Source organism: Xanthobacter sp. SG618 (assembly GCF_012932745.1).
Lineage (GTDB): Bacteria > Pseudomonadota > Alphaproteobacteria > Rhizobiales > Xanthobacteraceae > Xanthobacter > Xanthobacter flavus.
In genome coordinates this window covers 173637-185991 of record NZ_JABBHL010000004.1, presented here as the reverse complement: position 1 = coordinate 185991, position 12355 = coordinate 173637, and the positions used below count along the sequence as shown (strand labels likewise).

Below are 12355 nucleotides of genomic sequence, written 5' to 3'. Positions count from 1 at the left end.
TTGTCGTTATAACTCCTTCAGGATGCCGCCAGTTCGTCAGAGCATGAAATATGTTGATTGATCAAAATATCGCCTCTGATAAGGCCATGGGGGGCTCCGGCCTGCTGCGGGACGCGGTCTATGCGCGGCTGAAGGACGAGATTCTCGGCTGCCATCTCCAGCCCGGCGAGGAGCTGCGCGAGCAGGAGCTGGCCGGCCGCTTCGAGGTGAGCAAGCAGCCCGTGCGCGAGGCACTGCTGCGGCTGGAGCAGGAGCGCCTCATCACCGTGCTGCCGCGCCAGGGCTACCGGGTGAACCCGGTATCGCTGGCCGATGCGCGGGACATCTTCCGCTTTCGCGAGGTGATGGAGCCGGCCTGCGCGGCCGATGCCGCCCGCCACGCGCCGGACGCCGCGCTGGCGGCGCTGGACGCCTTCCGCACCTTCGATCCCGAGAAGTCGGATTTCATCCGCTACAACCGCGCCTTCCACGTGGCGGTGGCCATGTGCTCGCCGCACCGGCGGATGCGGGAAGAGGTGGTGGATCTGGTGGCGCAGGCCGACCGGCTGGTGCTGGTCAGCATCGGCACCATGCAGGGGCGCGACCCCGATCGGCTGATCGCCGAGCACGGCGCCATCATCGAGGCGCTGCAATCCCGCGATGGCCGCAAGGCCGCCCGCCTGTTGCGGGACCATATCGCCGATGCCGAGAAACGGGTGGTCGCGGCCCTGTCGCGCCACGCCGTCGTCCTTTGAGAAAAACCGGAGAAACGCCATGAACGCCAAAGCCGAGATCGCCATCGCGGCGCGCGGCAATTTCATCGACGGCCGCGAGGTGGAAAGCATCGGCGGCGGCTCGGTGGAGGTGAGGAATCCCGCCACCGGCGCCGTCATCGCCACCATTCCCGACAGCACCCGCGAGGACGTGGATGCGGCGGTCAAGAGCGCCCGCGCCGCCTTCAATGGCGATGCCTGGGGCGGCATGGCCATCCGCGAGCGGGTGAAGCTCATCAACCGCATCGCCGACGCCTTCGAGGCCGCGCTGCCGGAGCTGTACCAGCTCGAGACCCAGAATAACGGCCGGCCGGTGAACGAGACCCGTGCCCAGCTCGGCCGCCTGCCGGACTTCCTGCGCTATTTCGGCGGCCTCGCGCTCGCCCGCCGCGACGACGTGATCCCGGTGGAAGGCAATTATCTCAACTACACCCGCCGCACGCCCATCGGCGTGGTGGCCAATTGCACGCCCTTCAACCACCCGCTGATGATCCTGTGCAAGTCGCTGGCGGCGGTGCTCGCCTCCGGCTGCACCACGGTGGTGAAGCCCTCCGAATACACCCCCCTCACCACGCTCCGCCTCGCCAAGCTGATGAGCGACAACGGCCTGCCGCCCGGCGTGTTCAATGTGGTGAACGGCATCGGCGGCAATTCCGGCCGCTTCCTCGCCGAGCATCACGACATCAACAAGCTGGTGCTCACCGGCGGCACCGAAGCCGGCCGCATCGCCGGCTCCGCGGCGGCGAAGGTCTTCGCCCATCAGACGCTGGAGCTGGGCGGCAAGACGCCGGTGATGGTGTTCGACGATTACGATGTGGAGCAGGCGGTGAACTATGCCGCCTTCGGCGCCTTCGTGGGTGCGGGCCAGACCTGCGTCTGCGCCGCCCGGCACATCGTGCAGAAGACCATCTATGACGAGTTCGTGGAGCGCCTCGCCGTCAAGACCAAGGCCATCCGCATCGGCGATCCGCGCGATCCCGAGACCCAGCTCGGCCCGGTGGTCTCCCAGCGCCAGCTCGACCGCGTGCTCTCCTTCGTGCAGGCGGGCCATGACGATGGCGCCCGCCTCGTGGCCGGCGGCCAGCGGCGCATCGTGGCGGGCCACGAGAACGGCTTCTTCGTGGAGCCCACCGTGTTCGCCGATGTGGCCCCTCACATGCGTATCGCCCGCGAGGAGGTGTTCGGCCCCTTCACGGTGGTGATCCCCTTCGAGACGGAGGAGGAGGCGCTGGCCATCGCCAATGACAGCCCGTTCGGCCTCGCCGCCGCCATCCGCACCCGCGACGTGCACCGCGCCCATCGCGTGGCGGCGAAGGTGAAGGCCGGCATCGTTTGGATCAACGACCACCACCGCCTGGACCCCGCCTCGCCGTGGGGCGGCGTGGACGACAGCGGCATCGGCCGGGAGTTCGGCATCGAGAGCTTCAACGACCATTTCGACGTGAAGTCGGTGATGCTCTCCACCGAGGGCAAGCCATTCGACTGGTACAAGGGCACGTCGCAGCAGCCGCGCCTCAACTGATCGGGGTTGCCCTCAGGGGTTTACGGCGGCCGGGTCGTGCTTTGCGCGATCCGGCCGTCGCCGTTTCAGCCCTGCGGCGCCACCGCCGGGCACGGCTGCGCCTGCATGCGCAGCAGCAGCCTCTCGACAGGGGCCGGCGACACCTTGATGGGGCCGGTGAAGGGCTGGCCCATCTCCATCACCAGGAAGATGGCGGCGGAGATGCCCACCATGCCCAGCGCATGGCCCGTCAACACCAGCGCGTTGCGCGGCGCGAACACGCCGGAATAGAGGAAAATCAGCGCGAACCAGCAGATGACCACGAAGATGAAGGTGACCGGCGTGGCGGTGCGGGCGACGCCCGTGACCTTCCACCGATATTCCACCAATTGCCGCGACAGGCCGAGCAGGGTGCTGCGCACGTCCTGCTGGTCGGAGGTCCCGGCCTTGAGGTTCCGGATGCCCGTATCGAACTTGAGCAGCGCCGCCAGAGCCGAGACCTGCGCGGCGCCGGACGAGGCTTCGTCATCCCCGCTGGTCCAGGTCTCCGCCACCAGCTGGCGCGCATAGGCCTGAAGGTCGCCCCGGAGCGGGCAGGCCGGCGCGCCGAAGCTCAGCAAATTGAGATCGGTGATCTGCAGCACGGCCGCGTATTTCTGCACGTCGGAATAGGCGTCGCTGAAATTGTAGCGGGCCGAGTTCACCATCAGGCCCAGCAGCAAGGACGACATGGTGGCGATGATGGCGACGCTGGTGCGCAGGTTCTTGACCGAGCCATCCTCGTAGCGCGTCTCCGACAGCCGGCTCCCGATGGCCATGCCCACCGCCATCGCGACGGCCATCGTGACGAATGCAACCGCGGATGCAACCCAGGCGTTCATGTGCGACTCTTCATCCGTTCCGGGCGGGGTCTGGCCCGAGAACCGGACTCGTGCGCTAACTGCCCCGCTGACACCGACCTGAACATACCGATTCCGGTGGTGAAAGGGAGCCGAATCCGGCCGTGCCGGTTCGGTTCAGGGCACCACAGCCATCACGCGCGGACCGTCGCAGACCGGCGTGCGGGTCACGATGGAAAAATCATCGAGATTCAAAGCAGTTACGCGGTTGGCGAACCATTCGGCGACGTAGGCGCGCCCCGCCGCCGTATCCACCACCACCTCCTCCGGGGAGCCGCCCAGGCGGACTCGCTTGATGATGGTTTCTGTCGCAATATCAATGATATCGAGGGTGCCCGCCTGCTGGTCCGTCGCCAGCAGCAGCCCCCGGCCGGGCACGAACGCGACGCCATAGGGCATCTTCATCCCGCCGATGCGCCGGACATCGTGTTTGTCCTTATTTATCAGTGCGATATCCCCACTCCGCACATCCGCCACCGCCACCAGCTCCGGATGGGAGGCATCCAGCGCATAAGGTGCCCGTCCGACCGGGACGACGGCCGTGCGGATGAAGTCTAAGGTATTGATAATGCTCACTTCGTCGCTCTCCCGATCGGCGCTGTAGAGCGTGCGCCCGTCAGGATCGATGGCGAGATGGGCCGGCGACCGCCCCACGGCAAGGGTACTGGTGACGGCAAGGCTGCGGGCGTCAATGCGCAGAATTCTGTCGCCAGACCAGTCACTTACATAAATCACCCCGCCCTCCGGCGCCGCCGCGATGCCGAACGGCTGGCCCCCGATATGTGCCGTGGCTGCGACCGTCCGTGTCTTGATATCGAGGCGGGTGAGAAGCCCGATATCCGGATGGGTGATGTAAGCGGCTGTGCCGTCAGAAGAAATCGCGATCCCGGCCGGCACCTTGTCCACCTTCACCCGGGCCGAAACCACGGCGGATGCCGTGTCGATCACGTCCACCTCCGCCGCGCCCTGGCACAGTGCCAGCAGCGTGCCGGCGGTCACCGGCGCACTCCAGGCCAGGGCCAGAACCGCGAGCGCGGTGGCCCATCTCACTTGCCTTCGGCCTTCGCCTTGAGCCCGTTGACGCCGGCCTCGAAGAACGCCGTCATGGCGGCGACGGCGGCTTCATCATTGAGTTCGTCGGGTGGGAAGTTGGAGGTGTCGCCGCGATAGAAGCGGCCGGCCATCACCACCTCGCTCTTGCCGCCGCCGGCATCGTTCACGCTGAGCGTGATGGTGTAGAAGCTCACCGGCAGCGCCTCCACATTTTCGGTGTTGAGCCGCCAGGAAAGGCTGCGCTGGGCCGCGTCCACGTCGTCGAGCCCGTCGGTGATCTCGCCCTTTTCCAGCACCAGCACGCGCTCCGCGCCGGCCGCATTGCCGCCCTTGGCCCGCACCGCCTTCACCATGGGGTGCCAGCCCCCGATGCCGGCGAAGTCGCCGGCGATCTTCCACACGGCGTCGGGCGTCGCGGCAATGGTGGCCTTGGCCTCGGCTTTCTGCGGAGTCGGTCCGTGGGCCTGTGCGGGCGCAGCAAGCGCGAGGAAGACGCCGAGGGAGGACAGGAGGGCGCGACGGGATAGACAGGCAAAGATCATGAAGCGGAAATCCTTCGGTTGCGCAGGAAAAGAGGGCGCCGGTCCCATAATTGGGCGAGGTAGAGCCCGGCGAGCAGCAGCAAGGCGAGCGCGGCCGGCAGCGGCGCGGTGTCCATGGTGCCAGCGACCGGATGGGGGCGGGCCGATGCCTTGACTTCGGCGGCGAGGGTCCCGGCATCGGCCAGCGGGGCATAGGTCAGGCCCGTCGCTTCGGCGAGATCCTTGAGGTGGTCGGTGCGGACGGCGCTGAGATGTTCCTGCCCGGCCGCCTCGTCGGCGCCCCACGGGGCGTTGCGCGGGTGCCAGCCCTCCCGCTGCTCGGAGCCGGTGGGCGGCAGGCCGTGGCGGTTCTCCTGCGGCACGTCGGTCATGGCGTAGAAGCCGATTTCCCGCCCGTCCCGGTCGAACTTGGGGATGGGTGCCGGCTCGATGCCGCCGACGCCGACGACCAAGCCGCGCACCTTGCCCCGCTCGCCGGCAAAGGCAGGCGCGCCCGAGGCCGGCAGGGGCGGCGCCTCCTGTCCGTCGGTGAGGAAAATGAGGTCGGCGTCGAGCGGCCCGGCGAGGTCGACGGCCGAATAGAGGCCGGAATAGATGTAGCTGTCGCCCTCCCACGCCATCCGCCAGTTGAGCGCGCCGATGGCGCCCTCGAGCGGGGCAAAGGCGGTGCAGACCTCGACCGGCTCGAACAGCAGATAGGTGCGCCGCTCGGTGAAGATGCCCAGTCCCATGCGCGAGCCGCACGGCAGCCGGGCGGCGAGGCCGCTGAGGGTACGCTTTACGGTGTCGAGCCGCGAGGCCGGGCGGCCCTCGAAGCTGTAGTCACGCACATTCATGGAGCCGGTAATGTCCACCACTGCCAGCAGCCGGTAGGCATCGGTCGGCCGTTGGAGCTGCGGCGCGACGATGGCCGCCAGCGCCAGAAGAAATGCCGCGGCGAGGACGAGCGTGCGGGCGTCCGGTCGCCCCATCACGGCAGTCCCTTGGGCAGGCCGGGAAGGTCGGTCCAGAGGCGTTTCGGCGTCTCCTGTGCCTCGTCCTGTTGGTCCTGCTCGATCTGCGGGAAGTCGCGCACGAGGCGCATGGCGATGTCGAGATTGTACTTGGCGTCCCAGAAGTCCGGCGCGCGCACCAGCGCCGCGCGATAGCCGGCCTTGGCGAGGCGCACCTGCGGCACGGCGGGGTCGATCTCCGTGCGCTCCAGAAACGAGATGGCGGTGGCGAGGCGTGCATTGGCGAGATCGTAGAGCGCGGCCACCGCCAGCGGGCTGCGGTCCGCCGCGAGCCGGTCCACGAGCGGCTGCGCCTCGTCCAGCCGGTCGCGGATCATGAGGAAGTGTGCGCGGGCCATGAGCAGTCGATCGGGTGCGTCGAGTTCGACCGGCAGATCGCGGCCGGCAGCGAGCCCCGCGATCGTGCGGTTGGCTTTGGCGTGGAGGGCCATGCGGATGCCCGTCATGGCCAGCGCCGCCAGCGCCACGGTCAGCACCACGAGGGAGGCCAGTGCGACAATGCGGCGGAGGCTCACGCGGGGCAGGGGCAGCTTCATGCCGCCCTCCGCGTGTTGATACCCGTCAGATCGGAACCGGCGCTTCGCCGTGCGCCGAGGCCACGTTCTGCGAGGCGGGCGGCCAGCAGCAGCGCGCACGCCGCGGCTGCGACGGCGTAGCACGGGCGGGCGAGGTCGCGGCGCGGGATGCGTTCCAGATAGGGGATGGGCTGGCTCTCCTGCCGGTCGATCTCCGCGATGGCGTCGGCCACAGCCTGTGGGCTACCGGCTTCGAAGGCGCGATAGGGCACGCCGAGGCTGGCGAGGAAGAGATTGAGGTGCCGTTCCGGCATGGCCTGCGGCGTGTCCTCGCCGGGAACGCGCGGCTTGTCGAAAATGCCGGGCGAGCCAACGGTGCGCAGGAAGAGCCAGTAGAGCCGCACCGGCGAGCGCTTCAGGGAATCGCGCAGCGCGGCCTGCACTCGGGGATCGATGACGGCCGCACCGTCCGACACCAGCAGAACGGCGCGTGAGCCGCCGGAAGCCGCAGATGCGTCGAAGCTGTCGAGTGCGAGGGCAAGGCCGCGCCCCACGTCGGTCAAGGCGAGGCCCGGCCGGTCGATGGCAGCCACCGCCGCGGCCACCGCCTCGTGGTGGTCGGTCAGCGGCAGCACCGGGATGGGCGATGTGGAGAAGGCGGCGATGCCGATGCGATCCCGCGGGCGGCGGCCGAGAAACTCCGTGAGCAGGCGCTTGGCGGCGGCGGACTTCGATTCCTCCCCGGCGCCCGGCGCCCGATCGGCGAAGGTGTTGTCCATGCTGGCCGAGCGGTCGATGAGCAGCATCAGGTTGGCGCCGGAGCCGATGCGCTCGACCTCCCGCGCCTTCAGGTTCAGCCCCGCGAGGCCGAGCACCAGTGCGGCAAAGGCGAGCGCGCCGGCGAGCCTGATGCCGAGGGAAACCGCGATGGAAAACCCATCGCGCGGCACCAGCGACACCGCCGGCAGAGGCGTTCCGTGCAGGGGCGATGTCGCGAGCGGCAGAAGGGCCAGGAGAAGCAGGAAAAGGAATGCAGGGTGGTCCACATCGAGGCCGAACATCACGCGGCCTCCTTCCGGACGCCGCTCCGCCGCTCGGTCGCGGCGAGTCGGCGGGCGAGATCGATGAGCGCTTCTGGCGGCAGCAAGGCCATGGCCGTCTCGGGCGCATCACCGAAGAAGGCGAGGCGGGAGGCGGTAAAAAAGCGGTCTATGGCCTCGGCCTCGCCGGTGAGTGCGGGCCTCGCCGCGAGGAAGGCGGGCAAATCCTCGCCGAACAGCCGGTACCCCGCCGCATCGTCGAAGGCACGGTGAAGGAGCTGGAGGGCATCCTCGTAGCCGAGCTGTGCGTCGAGGTCGGGAAGCCTCCGCATGTGGCGCAGAGCGGTCGCGAAAGGGCGGTGCCTGCCGGCGAACGGCCCCCAGCCCGAAGCCGCCGCGAAGGCGAGGAGGCTCGCCGCGGCCATGGCTGCCGCCACAGCGGCGAGCCGCGCGTCTCCGGCGAGGGGGTAGGGGCGGGGGCGGATATCCGGCTGGAGCGCCATGGGGTTGCCCCGCTGGCTGGCGACCAACTCGCGCAAAGGCGAGGAAACGAAGGTCCAGGCCGGGATGGTCAGCGTCTGCCGCGCGTCGCCGTCGCGCGCGGCGAGCGGCACTGCGGGGATGTCCAGCGCACGCGGTTCCAGCGGGGAATAGAAGGTCTGGTAGGTGAGCGTGAGGCGATAGCGCGGGGCGCCGTCCGACGCGGTCTCCGGCTTTACGTCGAGGCGCTTCAGGTCGAGCCAGTAGGTAACGGGGCGGGGACGGGGCAGGGCACTTTCGTCGAGCCGCCAGCCGGCATCGAGGGTCACGACCGCTTCCAGCGTGATGGTGTCGCCGATGAGATAGCCGAAGGCGCGCGGTGCGTAGAGGTCCACTCCCGCCGCCTGGGCGGGCGCGCCTGCGAGCAGCGCGCCGACGAGCGCCAGGGTTGCCCTGCGGCAGGGCCTAACGGCTGGCAAGGAACGCGACCAGCGCATCTGCATCGAACCGGTTCACGAGGTGGAAGGGCGCGTATCCGCGCGTGACGAAGCGGGCCTCCAGGGCGGCGATCCTGTCCCGCGCCGTCGCCTGCCACCTTGCCCTCAGGCCTGGGCGCATGAACACGAGCCGGCGCCCGCCGGTCTCCGCATCGGCGATTTCCATCAGACCCCAGGCCGGAACGTCGCCTTCGGAGCGGCTGTCGCGCACCAGCACCGGCACTACATCGTGCCGCCACAGGGCGTCGAGAGCCAGGTCGAGATCGGCTTCGGGCATGAGGAAGTCGGAGACGAGAAAGACGAGGCAGCGCCGCCGCGGCAGGCGCTCGGCTGCGGTGGCGAGGCCCCGGGTGCTCGTCCCGGACGGCGCCGCGTCCGAGATGACCGCCGCCACCTGCGGGCCGAGCCCCCGGCGTCGCGTGGCGGGAATGAAGGCGTCCTCCCGCAGGTCGCCACCGGCGCCGATGAGGGTGAATTCATCCCCCGTCGCGGCGGCCGAAGCGGCGAGTGTGGCGGCGAGGCGCGCGACCTCCGCGCCTGTCCCATCAAAGCCCATGGAGCCGGATAGATCGGTGAGCACCGCGACCGTCGTGGCGCGTCGGGGGGCGAAGGTGCGCACATGCACGCCCTCGAACGGGTCGCGCAGCGAGGCGCGCAGGTCAATGCGGCGCGGATCCGGCCGCGCCACCAGCGGCACGAGGGTGCGGAAGGTGCCGTCGCCGCCGTCGCCCTGGCCCGGGTGCGCGCCGGGCCGCACCCCGCGCGGGCGCCACTTGAGGCGATAAGGCACGACATTGCCGCCGTATTCCCCTTCGGGCTCCCCGGTCATGGCGCGGGCACCGTGGCGAAGGCGGCGCGGCAGAGATCGGCTGAGATCTCCTCTCGCCGCATCTCGTAGACCGGGTCGAAGAAGATGCGATGCGCCATCACCTCCGGGAAGACGGCGCGCAGATCCTCTGGAACGATGATAGCCCGCCCCTCCAGCCAGGCGCGGACGCGCGCGGCACGGATGAGGTAGGACATGCCGCGCGGGCTACCGCCGCCCTGAACGAGGCGATCCATCCGCACGCCGGGAAGGGCAATGCCGGCCTTGTCGGGGGTGCGGATCGCATCCCACAGCGCGATCGTATAGGCGACGATGGCGTCGCTGGCGGGGATGGCGCTCTGGATCTCGCGGGAGACCTGATCGAGGCTCCGGTAGTCGATGATCGCCTCCGGAACCTCCGCGATCAGCAGGTCGGTGTCGTGGAAGCGGGGATCGAACACCAGTGCGCGGCGGGCGGCGAAGTCCTCCGGCGCTTTCACCTGCACTTCCATGAAGAAGCGGTCGCGGGCGGCGGCGGGCAGCTCAAATGTCTCCTCCCGTTCCACCCGGTTGCGGTCGGCGAACACCTGGAGGAAGGGGAAGATGTATTCGCGCCCGAAGGCGGAGACGGTGCGCTCGGCCATCAGCCTGAGCAGCATGGCGTGGACCTGCGGCCGCGCCCTGTTGATCTCGTTGAAGAAGAAGACGGAGAGCTCCGGCCCCCGGCGCAGCAAAGGGCCGGGATCGACCCTTGGGCGTCCGTCCTCGCCGACGCGGGCGTCATAGACGAGGTCGGCCGGCATGAGGTCGATGGTGCCTTCCACCCGCTCATAGGCGCCGCCGATGGCGCGAGCGAGCGCGCGCAGCAGCGTGGTCTTGCCGACGCCGACGTCGCCTTCCAGCAGCACGTGGCCGCGGGCAAACACCGCGATGGTCAGGAGGCGGATGACCCGCTCCTGACCGAGCACGATGCGCCCGACCGCCCGTTCGAAATCGAGGGCGCGGGCGCGCCACTGGGCGAGCGCGCCGTCCGGATCGGCGATGGCGTGCATCAGACGTCCCCTTGGCCTTGCGGCAAGAAAGGCGCAGCCGACGGGAGCGGGGGATTTTGGTCCCGCGCGGAGGTCCCGAGCGGCCGCGCCAGTTGCCCACCATCCATCGGAGGATTGCCCGGCTTTGCTGAAGGCTCAGCCTTGCTGGTGGGGGTCGGGAAAGGCCGTATCAATTGGACGGGATCTTGCTCACGTCGTAGACGAACTGGCCGGTCTTCTGGAAATAGTCGACGCGCTTCTTGTTGCGCTCTTCCATCTGGGTGATGGACTCGCCCTGCTTCGCCAGCTCTGCCGGGTTGTGCTTGGGGTCGTACTTGCTGCCGGCGACCTTGTCGGGGTAGCCGGGCTTCGGCTCCCAGCAATTGCCGGGCGCCCTGCAGTTGGTGCCGTCATAGGCGGCGGCACCGCCGGCAGCGAGGGCCGTGACCGCGAAAGCGGCGGCGGCGGCGAGCACGGACATGCGAACCTTATGCTTCATCTGTTGTCCTCCCTTCTCACTTGCTTCCGGCCGCGGTCGCGGCCGTCGCCTTGCACACCGGCGCCTTGTCGAGATCCGGCGTTTGATCTTCCTTTTCGTTGAAGCGCTTGAAGGCCGCGCGCTGGGCCGGGGTCAGCCACACCGCGTCGTTGGGATCGTCCTTGTAGACGTGGCGTACCCAGGCCATCACCAGCAGCATCTCGTCGAGATTTAACGCGCCATACATGGGACCCATCTGCCCCTGTGCCCCGCCGAAGATGGTCTCGAACAGGCCCTGGTCGGTCATGTTCTTCGGGTAGGTCCAGTAGCTGTCGTTGAGGCCGGGGCCGATCTTGCCCTCGCCGTAATGGCCGTGGCAGCCCGAGCACATGGAGAGGAACAGATCCTTGCCCTTTGGTAGGCAGGTGGCATTCTCCACGTAAATGTTGACGCCGGTCGCGAGGAACTTCTTCACCGCTTCCGTATCGCGCCCCTCGGTCGGCGCATCTGACAGATCGAGGGGCTGGCCGGTCACCGTATTGGTGAAGTTGAGTGTGGCCTGCGCGGCGAGCGCGAAGCCGGACACGAACGCGACGGCGAGGAGGGCCTTGACGCCCCGCGACAGAAAACGGCTTTGCATTGGACCTTCCAGAAAAATTCCGATGGAAAAGACGGCTCTGGGCCGGGTCAGGAATTGGGCTTGAGCAGGGGAATCCCCTCGTCGGCCAGGATCTCGTCGATCTGCGGCCGGGCCTTCACCAGCGCCGCGTCGATCTCGGCGAGAAGCGCCGTGTCGCCAAGCCGCACGGCGACGGACTGGTCGTAGTGGAGGGGCATCTCGGTGCCGTCGAACTTGGTGACGGAGTTGCCGGCAAGGCTCATGCGCAGCGGCACCTGCGAGGACTTCACATAGCGCGCCACTTCCGGAGCGAAGGCGAAGGCGATGTCGGCCTCGCCGTTGGCGACCTCGGAGATCACGCGCTCGCCCGGCACCTGCACATACTGGTTCCGCGGCGAGCGGAAGTTCACGAGGCTATAGAGATAGGCGGCATTGTCCTCATACTTGCCGAGGCGCTTCAGCACCGTCTCGCCGGGAGAGTAGAAGCGGACGACGAAGCGGTTGAGCGCCTTGACCTGCGGATCGTTCCAGTCGGCGGCGGTGATGTTGCGGTCGGCCTTCGTCACCAGCACATAGGACGTGCGGTAATAGGGCTTGGAGCTGAGCACCCGCGCGTCGCCCGTGTCGACGCCCATCACCACGTCGCAGAGCTTGGCGTCGAGCTGGTCGCGCACCTGGTAGATGGCGGGCTTGGAGGTCCAGACGAAGACGGCCTTGCGGCCCATGGCCTGTGCCAGCACCCCGGCAATGCGGTTCTCGAAGCCCTTGCCGTCCTTCTGCGAGAACGGGGCTTCCACCTCTGAGGCGCAGACGCGCAGGATCGAGGGATCGGGCGGCGTCGCGGCCTGCGCCGGCGCGGCCGAACCCCCGGCGGCTGTCTGCGGCGACATCTTGCCGGATTCCGCCGTCTGGGCGAGCGCCGGCACGGCGAAGAGAGCCAGCGTCCCGGCGAGAAGGGCTCCGGCGACGAAATGGCTGGTGGCGGACGTCGCGGCGTGGCGCGCGGGTGTGCTCGCAGAACAGGTCATCGGTTCGGCCTCCGTCTGGTTCGCGTCCGGTCGCGCCGCCGTGCGGCAGGCGATCAGGGGGCGATGGATGCGCTTATGGCGAAAGAAGAAACCGGCCGCCGC

14 protein-coding genes are annotated in these 12355 nt (G+C 68.7%); 2 read left to right on the top strand and 12 right to left on the bottom strand.

Annotation, left to right across the window (positions count from 1 at the left end):
• Positions 1-86 precede the first annotated feature (86 nt).
• Both FHT36_RS12870 and FHT36_RS12865 read left to right on the top strand, forming a co-directional pair.
• Positions 87-734, top strand: coding sequence for a GntR family transcriptional regulator (locus FHT36_RS12870; RefSeq protein ID WP_169122896.1), 648 nt, complete (start codon positions 87-89; stop codon positions 732-734).
• A gap of 19 nt (positions 735-753) precedes the next feature.
• Complete coding sequence (locus FHT36_RS12865; RefSeq protein WP_169122895.1) at positions 754-2274, top strand: aldehyde dehydrogenase; 1521 nt, start codon at positions 754-756, stop codon at positions 2272-2274.
• Between the two features lie 65 nt (positions 2275-2339).
• Here FHT36_RS12865 and FHT36_RS12860 read toward each other — a convergent pair whose 3' ends face one another.
• The 12 genes from FHT36_RS12860 to moxJ all read right to left on the bottom strand — a co-directional run bounded on the left by FHT36_RS12860 (position 2340) and on the right by moxJ (position 12253).
• Positions 2340-3134 (bottom strand): DUF4239 domain-containing protein, encoded by a 795-nt coding sequence (locus tag FHT36_RS12860; protein ID WP_169122894.1) that lies wholly within the window; start codon positions 3132-3134, stop codon positions 2340-2342.
• A gap of 135 nt (positions 3135-3269) precedes the next feature.
• On the bottom strand, positions 3270-4151 hold the full coding sequence (locus FHT36_RS12855; protein ID WP_169122893.1) for a YncE family protein: 882 nt from the start codon (positions 4149-4151) through the stop codon (positions 3270-3272).
• 47 nt (positions 4152-4198) lie between these two features.
• A complete protein-coding gene (locus FHT36_RS12850) occupies positions 4199-4747 on the bottom strand; it encodes an SRPBCC family protein (RefSeq protein ID WP_169122892.1) in 549 nt (182 codons plus the stop codon).
• The gene (locus tag FHT36_RS12845) at positions 4744-5718 is read right to left on the bottom strand and encodes a vWA domain-containing protein (RefSeq protein ID WP_169122891.1); all 975 of its coding nucleotides are present in this window, start codon (positions 5716-5718) and stop codon (positions 4744-4746) included. Before FHT36_RS12845 ends, FHT36_RS12850 begins: the two co-directional genes overlap by 4 nt.
• Entirely contained in the window at positions 5718-6296 is a 579-nt protein-coding gene (locus tag FHT36_RS12840; RefSeq protein WP_210257733.1) for a hypothetical protein, read from the bottom strand. Before FHT36_RS12840 ends, FHT36_RS12845 begins: the two co-directional genes overlap by 1 nt.
• On the bottom strand, positions 6293-7336 hold the full coding sequence (locus tag FHT36_RS12835) for a vWA domain-containing protein (RefSeq protein WP_169122890.1): 1044 nt from the start codon (positions 7334-7336) through the stop codon (positions 6293-6295). Before FHT36_RS12835 ends, FHT36_RS12840 begins: the two co-directional genes overlap by 4 nt.
• A complete protein-coding gene (locus FHT36_RS12830; protein ID WP_169122889.1) occupies positions 7336-8190 on the bottom strand; it encodes a nonribosomal peptide synthetase MxaA in 855 nt (284 codons plus the stop codon). The genes FHT36_RS12835 and FHT36_RS12830 overlap by 1 nt, the downstream gene beginning before the upstream one ends.
• 70 nt (positions 8191-8260) lie before the next feature.
• Positions 8261-9121 carry a DUF58 domain-containing protein gene (locus FHT36_RS12825; RefSeq protein WP_169122888.1) on the bottom strand — a complete coding sequence of 287 codons (861 nt, stop codon included), beginning with the start codon at positions 9119-9121 and terminating at the stop codon, positions 8261-8263.
• On the bottom strand, positions 9118-10149 hold the full coding sequence (locus tag FHT36_RS12820; protein WP_169122887.1) for a MoxR family ATPase: 1032 nt from the start codon (positions 10147-10149) through the stop codon (positions 9118-9120). Before FHT36_RS12820 ends, FHT36_RS12825 begins: the two co-directional genes overlap by 4 nt.
• Before the next feature lie 169 nt (positions 10150-10318).
• Complete coding sequence (locus tag FHT36_RS12815; RefSeq protein ID WP_169123206.1) at positions 10319-10609, bottom strand: methanol dehydrogenase [cytochrome c] subunit; 291 nt, start codon at positions 10607-10609, stop codon at positions 10319-10321.
• A 34-nt stretch (positions 10610-10643) separates the two neighbouring features.
• The gene (gene moxG / locus FHT36_RS12810) at positions 10644-11246 is read right to left on the bottom strand and encodes a cytochrome c(L), periplasmic (RefSeq protein ID WP_169122886.1); all 603 of its coding nucleotides are present in this window, start codon (positions 11244-11246) and stop codon (positions 10644-10646) included.
• A gap of 47 nt (positions 11247-11293) precedes the next feature.
• Complete coding sequence (gene moxJ / locus FHT36_RS12805; protein WP_169122885.1) at positions 11294-12253, bottom strand: methanol oxidation system protein MoxJ; 960 nt, start codon at positions 12251-12253, stop codon at positions 11294-11296.
• Between the last annotated feature and the right edge of the window lie 102 nt (positions 12254-12355).

Excerpts from the sequence above, each read along its gene's own strand:
- FHT36_RS12870 (WP_169122896.1), top strand. The coding sequence starts at position 87 with ATGGGGGGCTCCGGCCTGCTGCGGGACGCGGTCTATGCGCGGCTGAAG.
- FHT36_RS12865 (WP_169122895.1), top strand. The coding sequence starts at position 754 with ATGAACGCCAAAGCCGAGATCGCCATCGCGGCGCGCGGCAATTTCATC.
- FHT36_RS12860 (WP_169122894.1), bottom strand. The coding sequence starts at position 3,134 with ATGAACGCCTGGGTTGCATCCGCGGTTGCATTCGTCACGATGGCCGTC.
- FHT36_RS12850 (WP_169122892.1), bottom strand. The coding sequence starts at position 4,747 with ATGATCTTTGCCTGTCTATCCCGTCGCGCCCTCCTGTCCTCCCTCGGC.
- FHT36_RS12845 (WP_169122891.1), bottom strand. The coding sequence starts at position 5,718 with ATGGGGCGACCGGACGCCCGCACGCTCGTCCTCGCCGCGGCATTTCTT.
- FHT36_RS12840 (WP_210257733.1), bottom strand. The coding sequence starts at position 6,296 with ATGAAGCTGCCCCTGCCCCGCGTGAGCCTCCGCCGCATTGTCGCACTG.
- FHT36_RS12835 (WP_169122890.1), bottom strand. The coding sequence starts at position 7,336 with ATGTTCGGCCTCGATGTGGACCACCCTGCATTCCTTTTCCTGCTTCTC.
- FHT36_RS12825 (WP_169122888.1), bottom strand. The coding sequence starts at position 9,121 with ATGACCGGGGAGCCCGAAGGGGAATACGGCGGCAATGTCGTGCCTTAT.
- FHT36_RS12820 (WP_169122887.1), bottom strand. The coding sequence starts at position 10,149 with ATGCACGCCATCGCCGATCCGGACGGCGCGCTCGCCCAGTGGCGCGCC.
- FHT36_RS12815 (WP_169123206.1), bottom strand. The coding sequence starts at position 10,609 with ATGTCCGTGCTCGCCGCCGCCGCCGCTTTCGCGGTCACGGCCCTCGCT.
- moxG (WP_169122886.1), bottom strand. The coding sequence starts at position 11,246 with ATGCAAAGCCGTTTTCTGTCGCGGGGCGTCAAGGCCCTCCTCGCCGTC.
- moxJ (WP_169122885.1), bottom strand. The coding sequence starts at position 12,253 with ATGACCTGTTCTGCGAGCACACCCGCGCGCCACGCCGCGACGTCCGCC.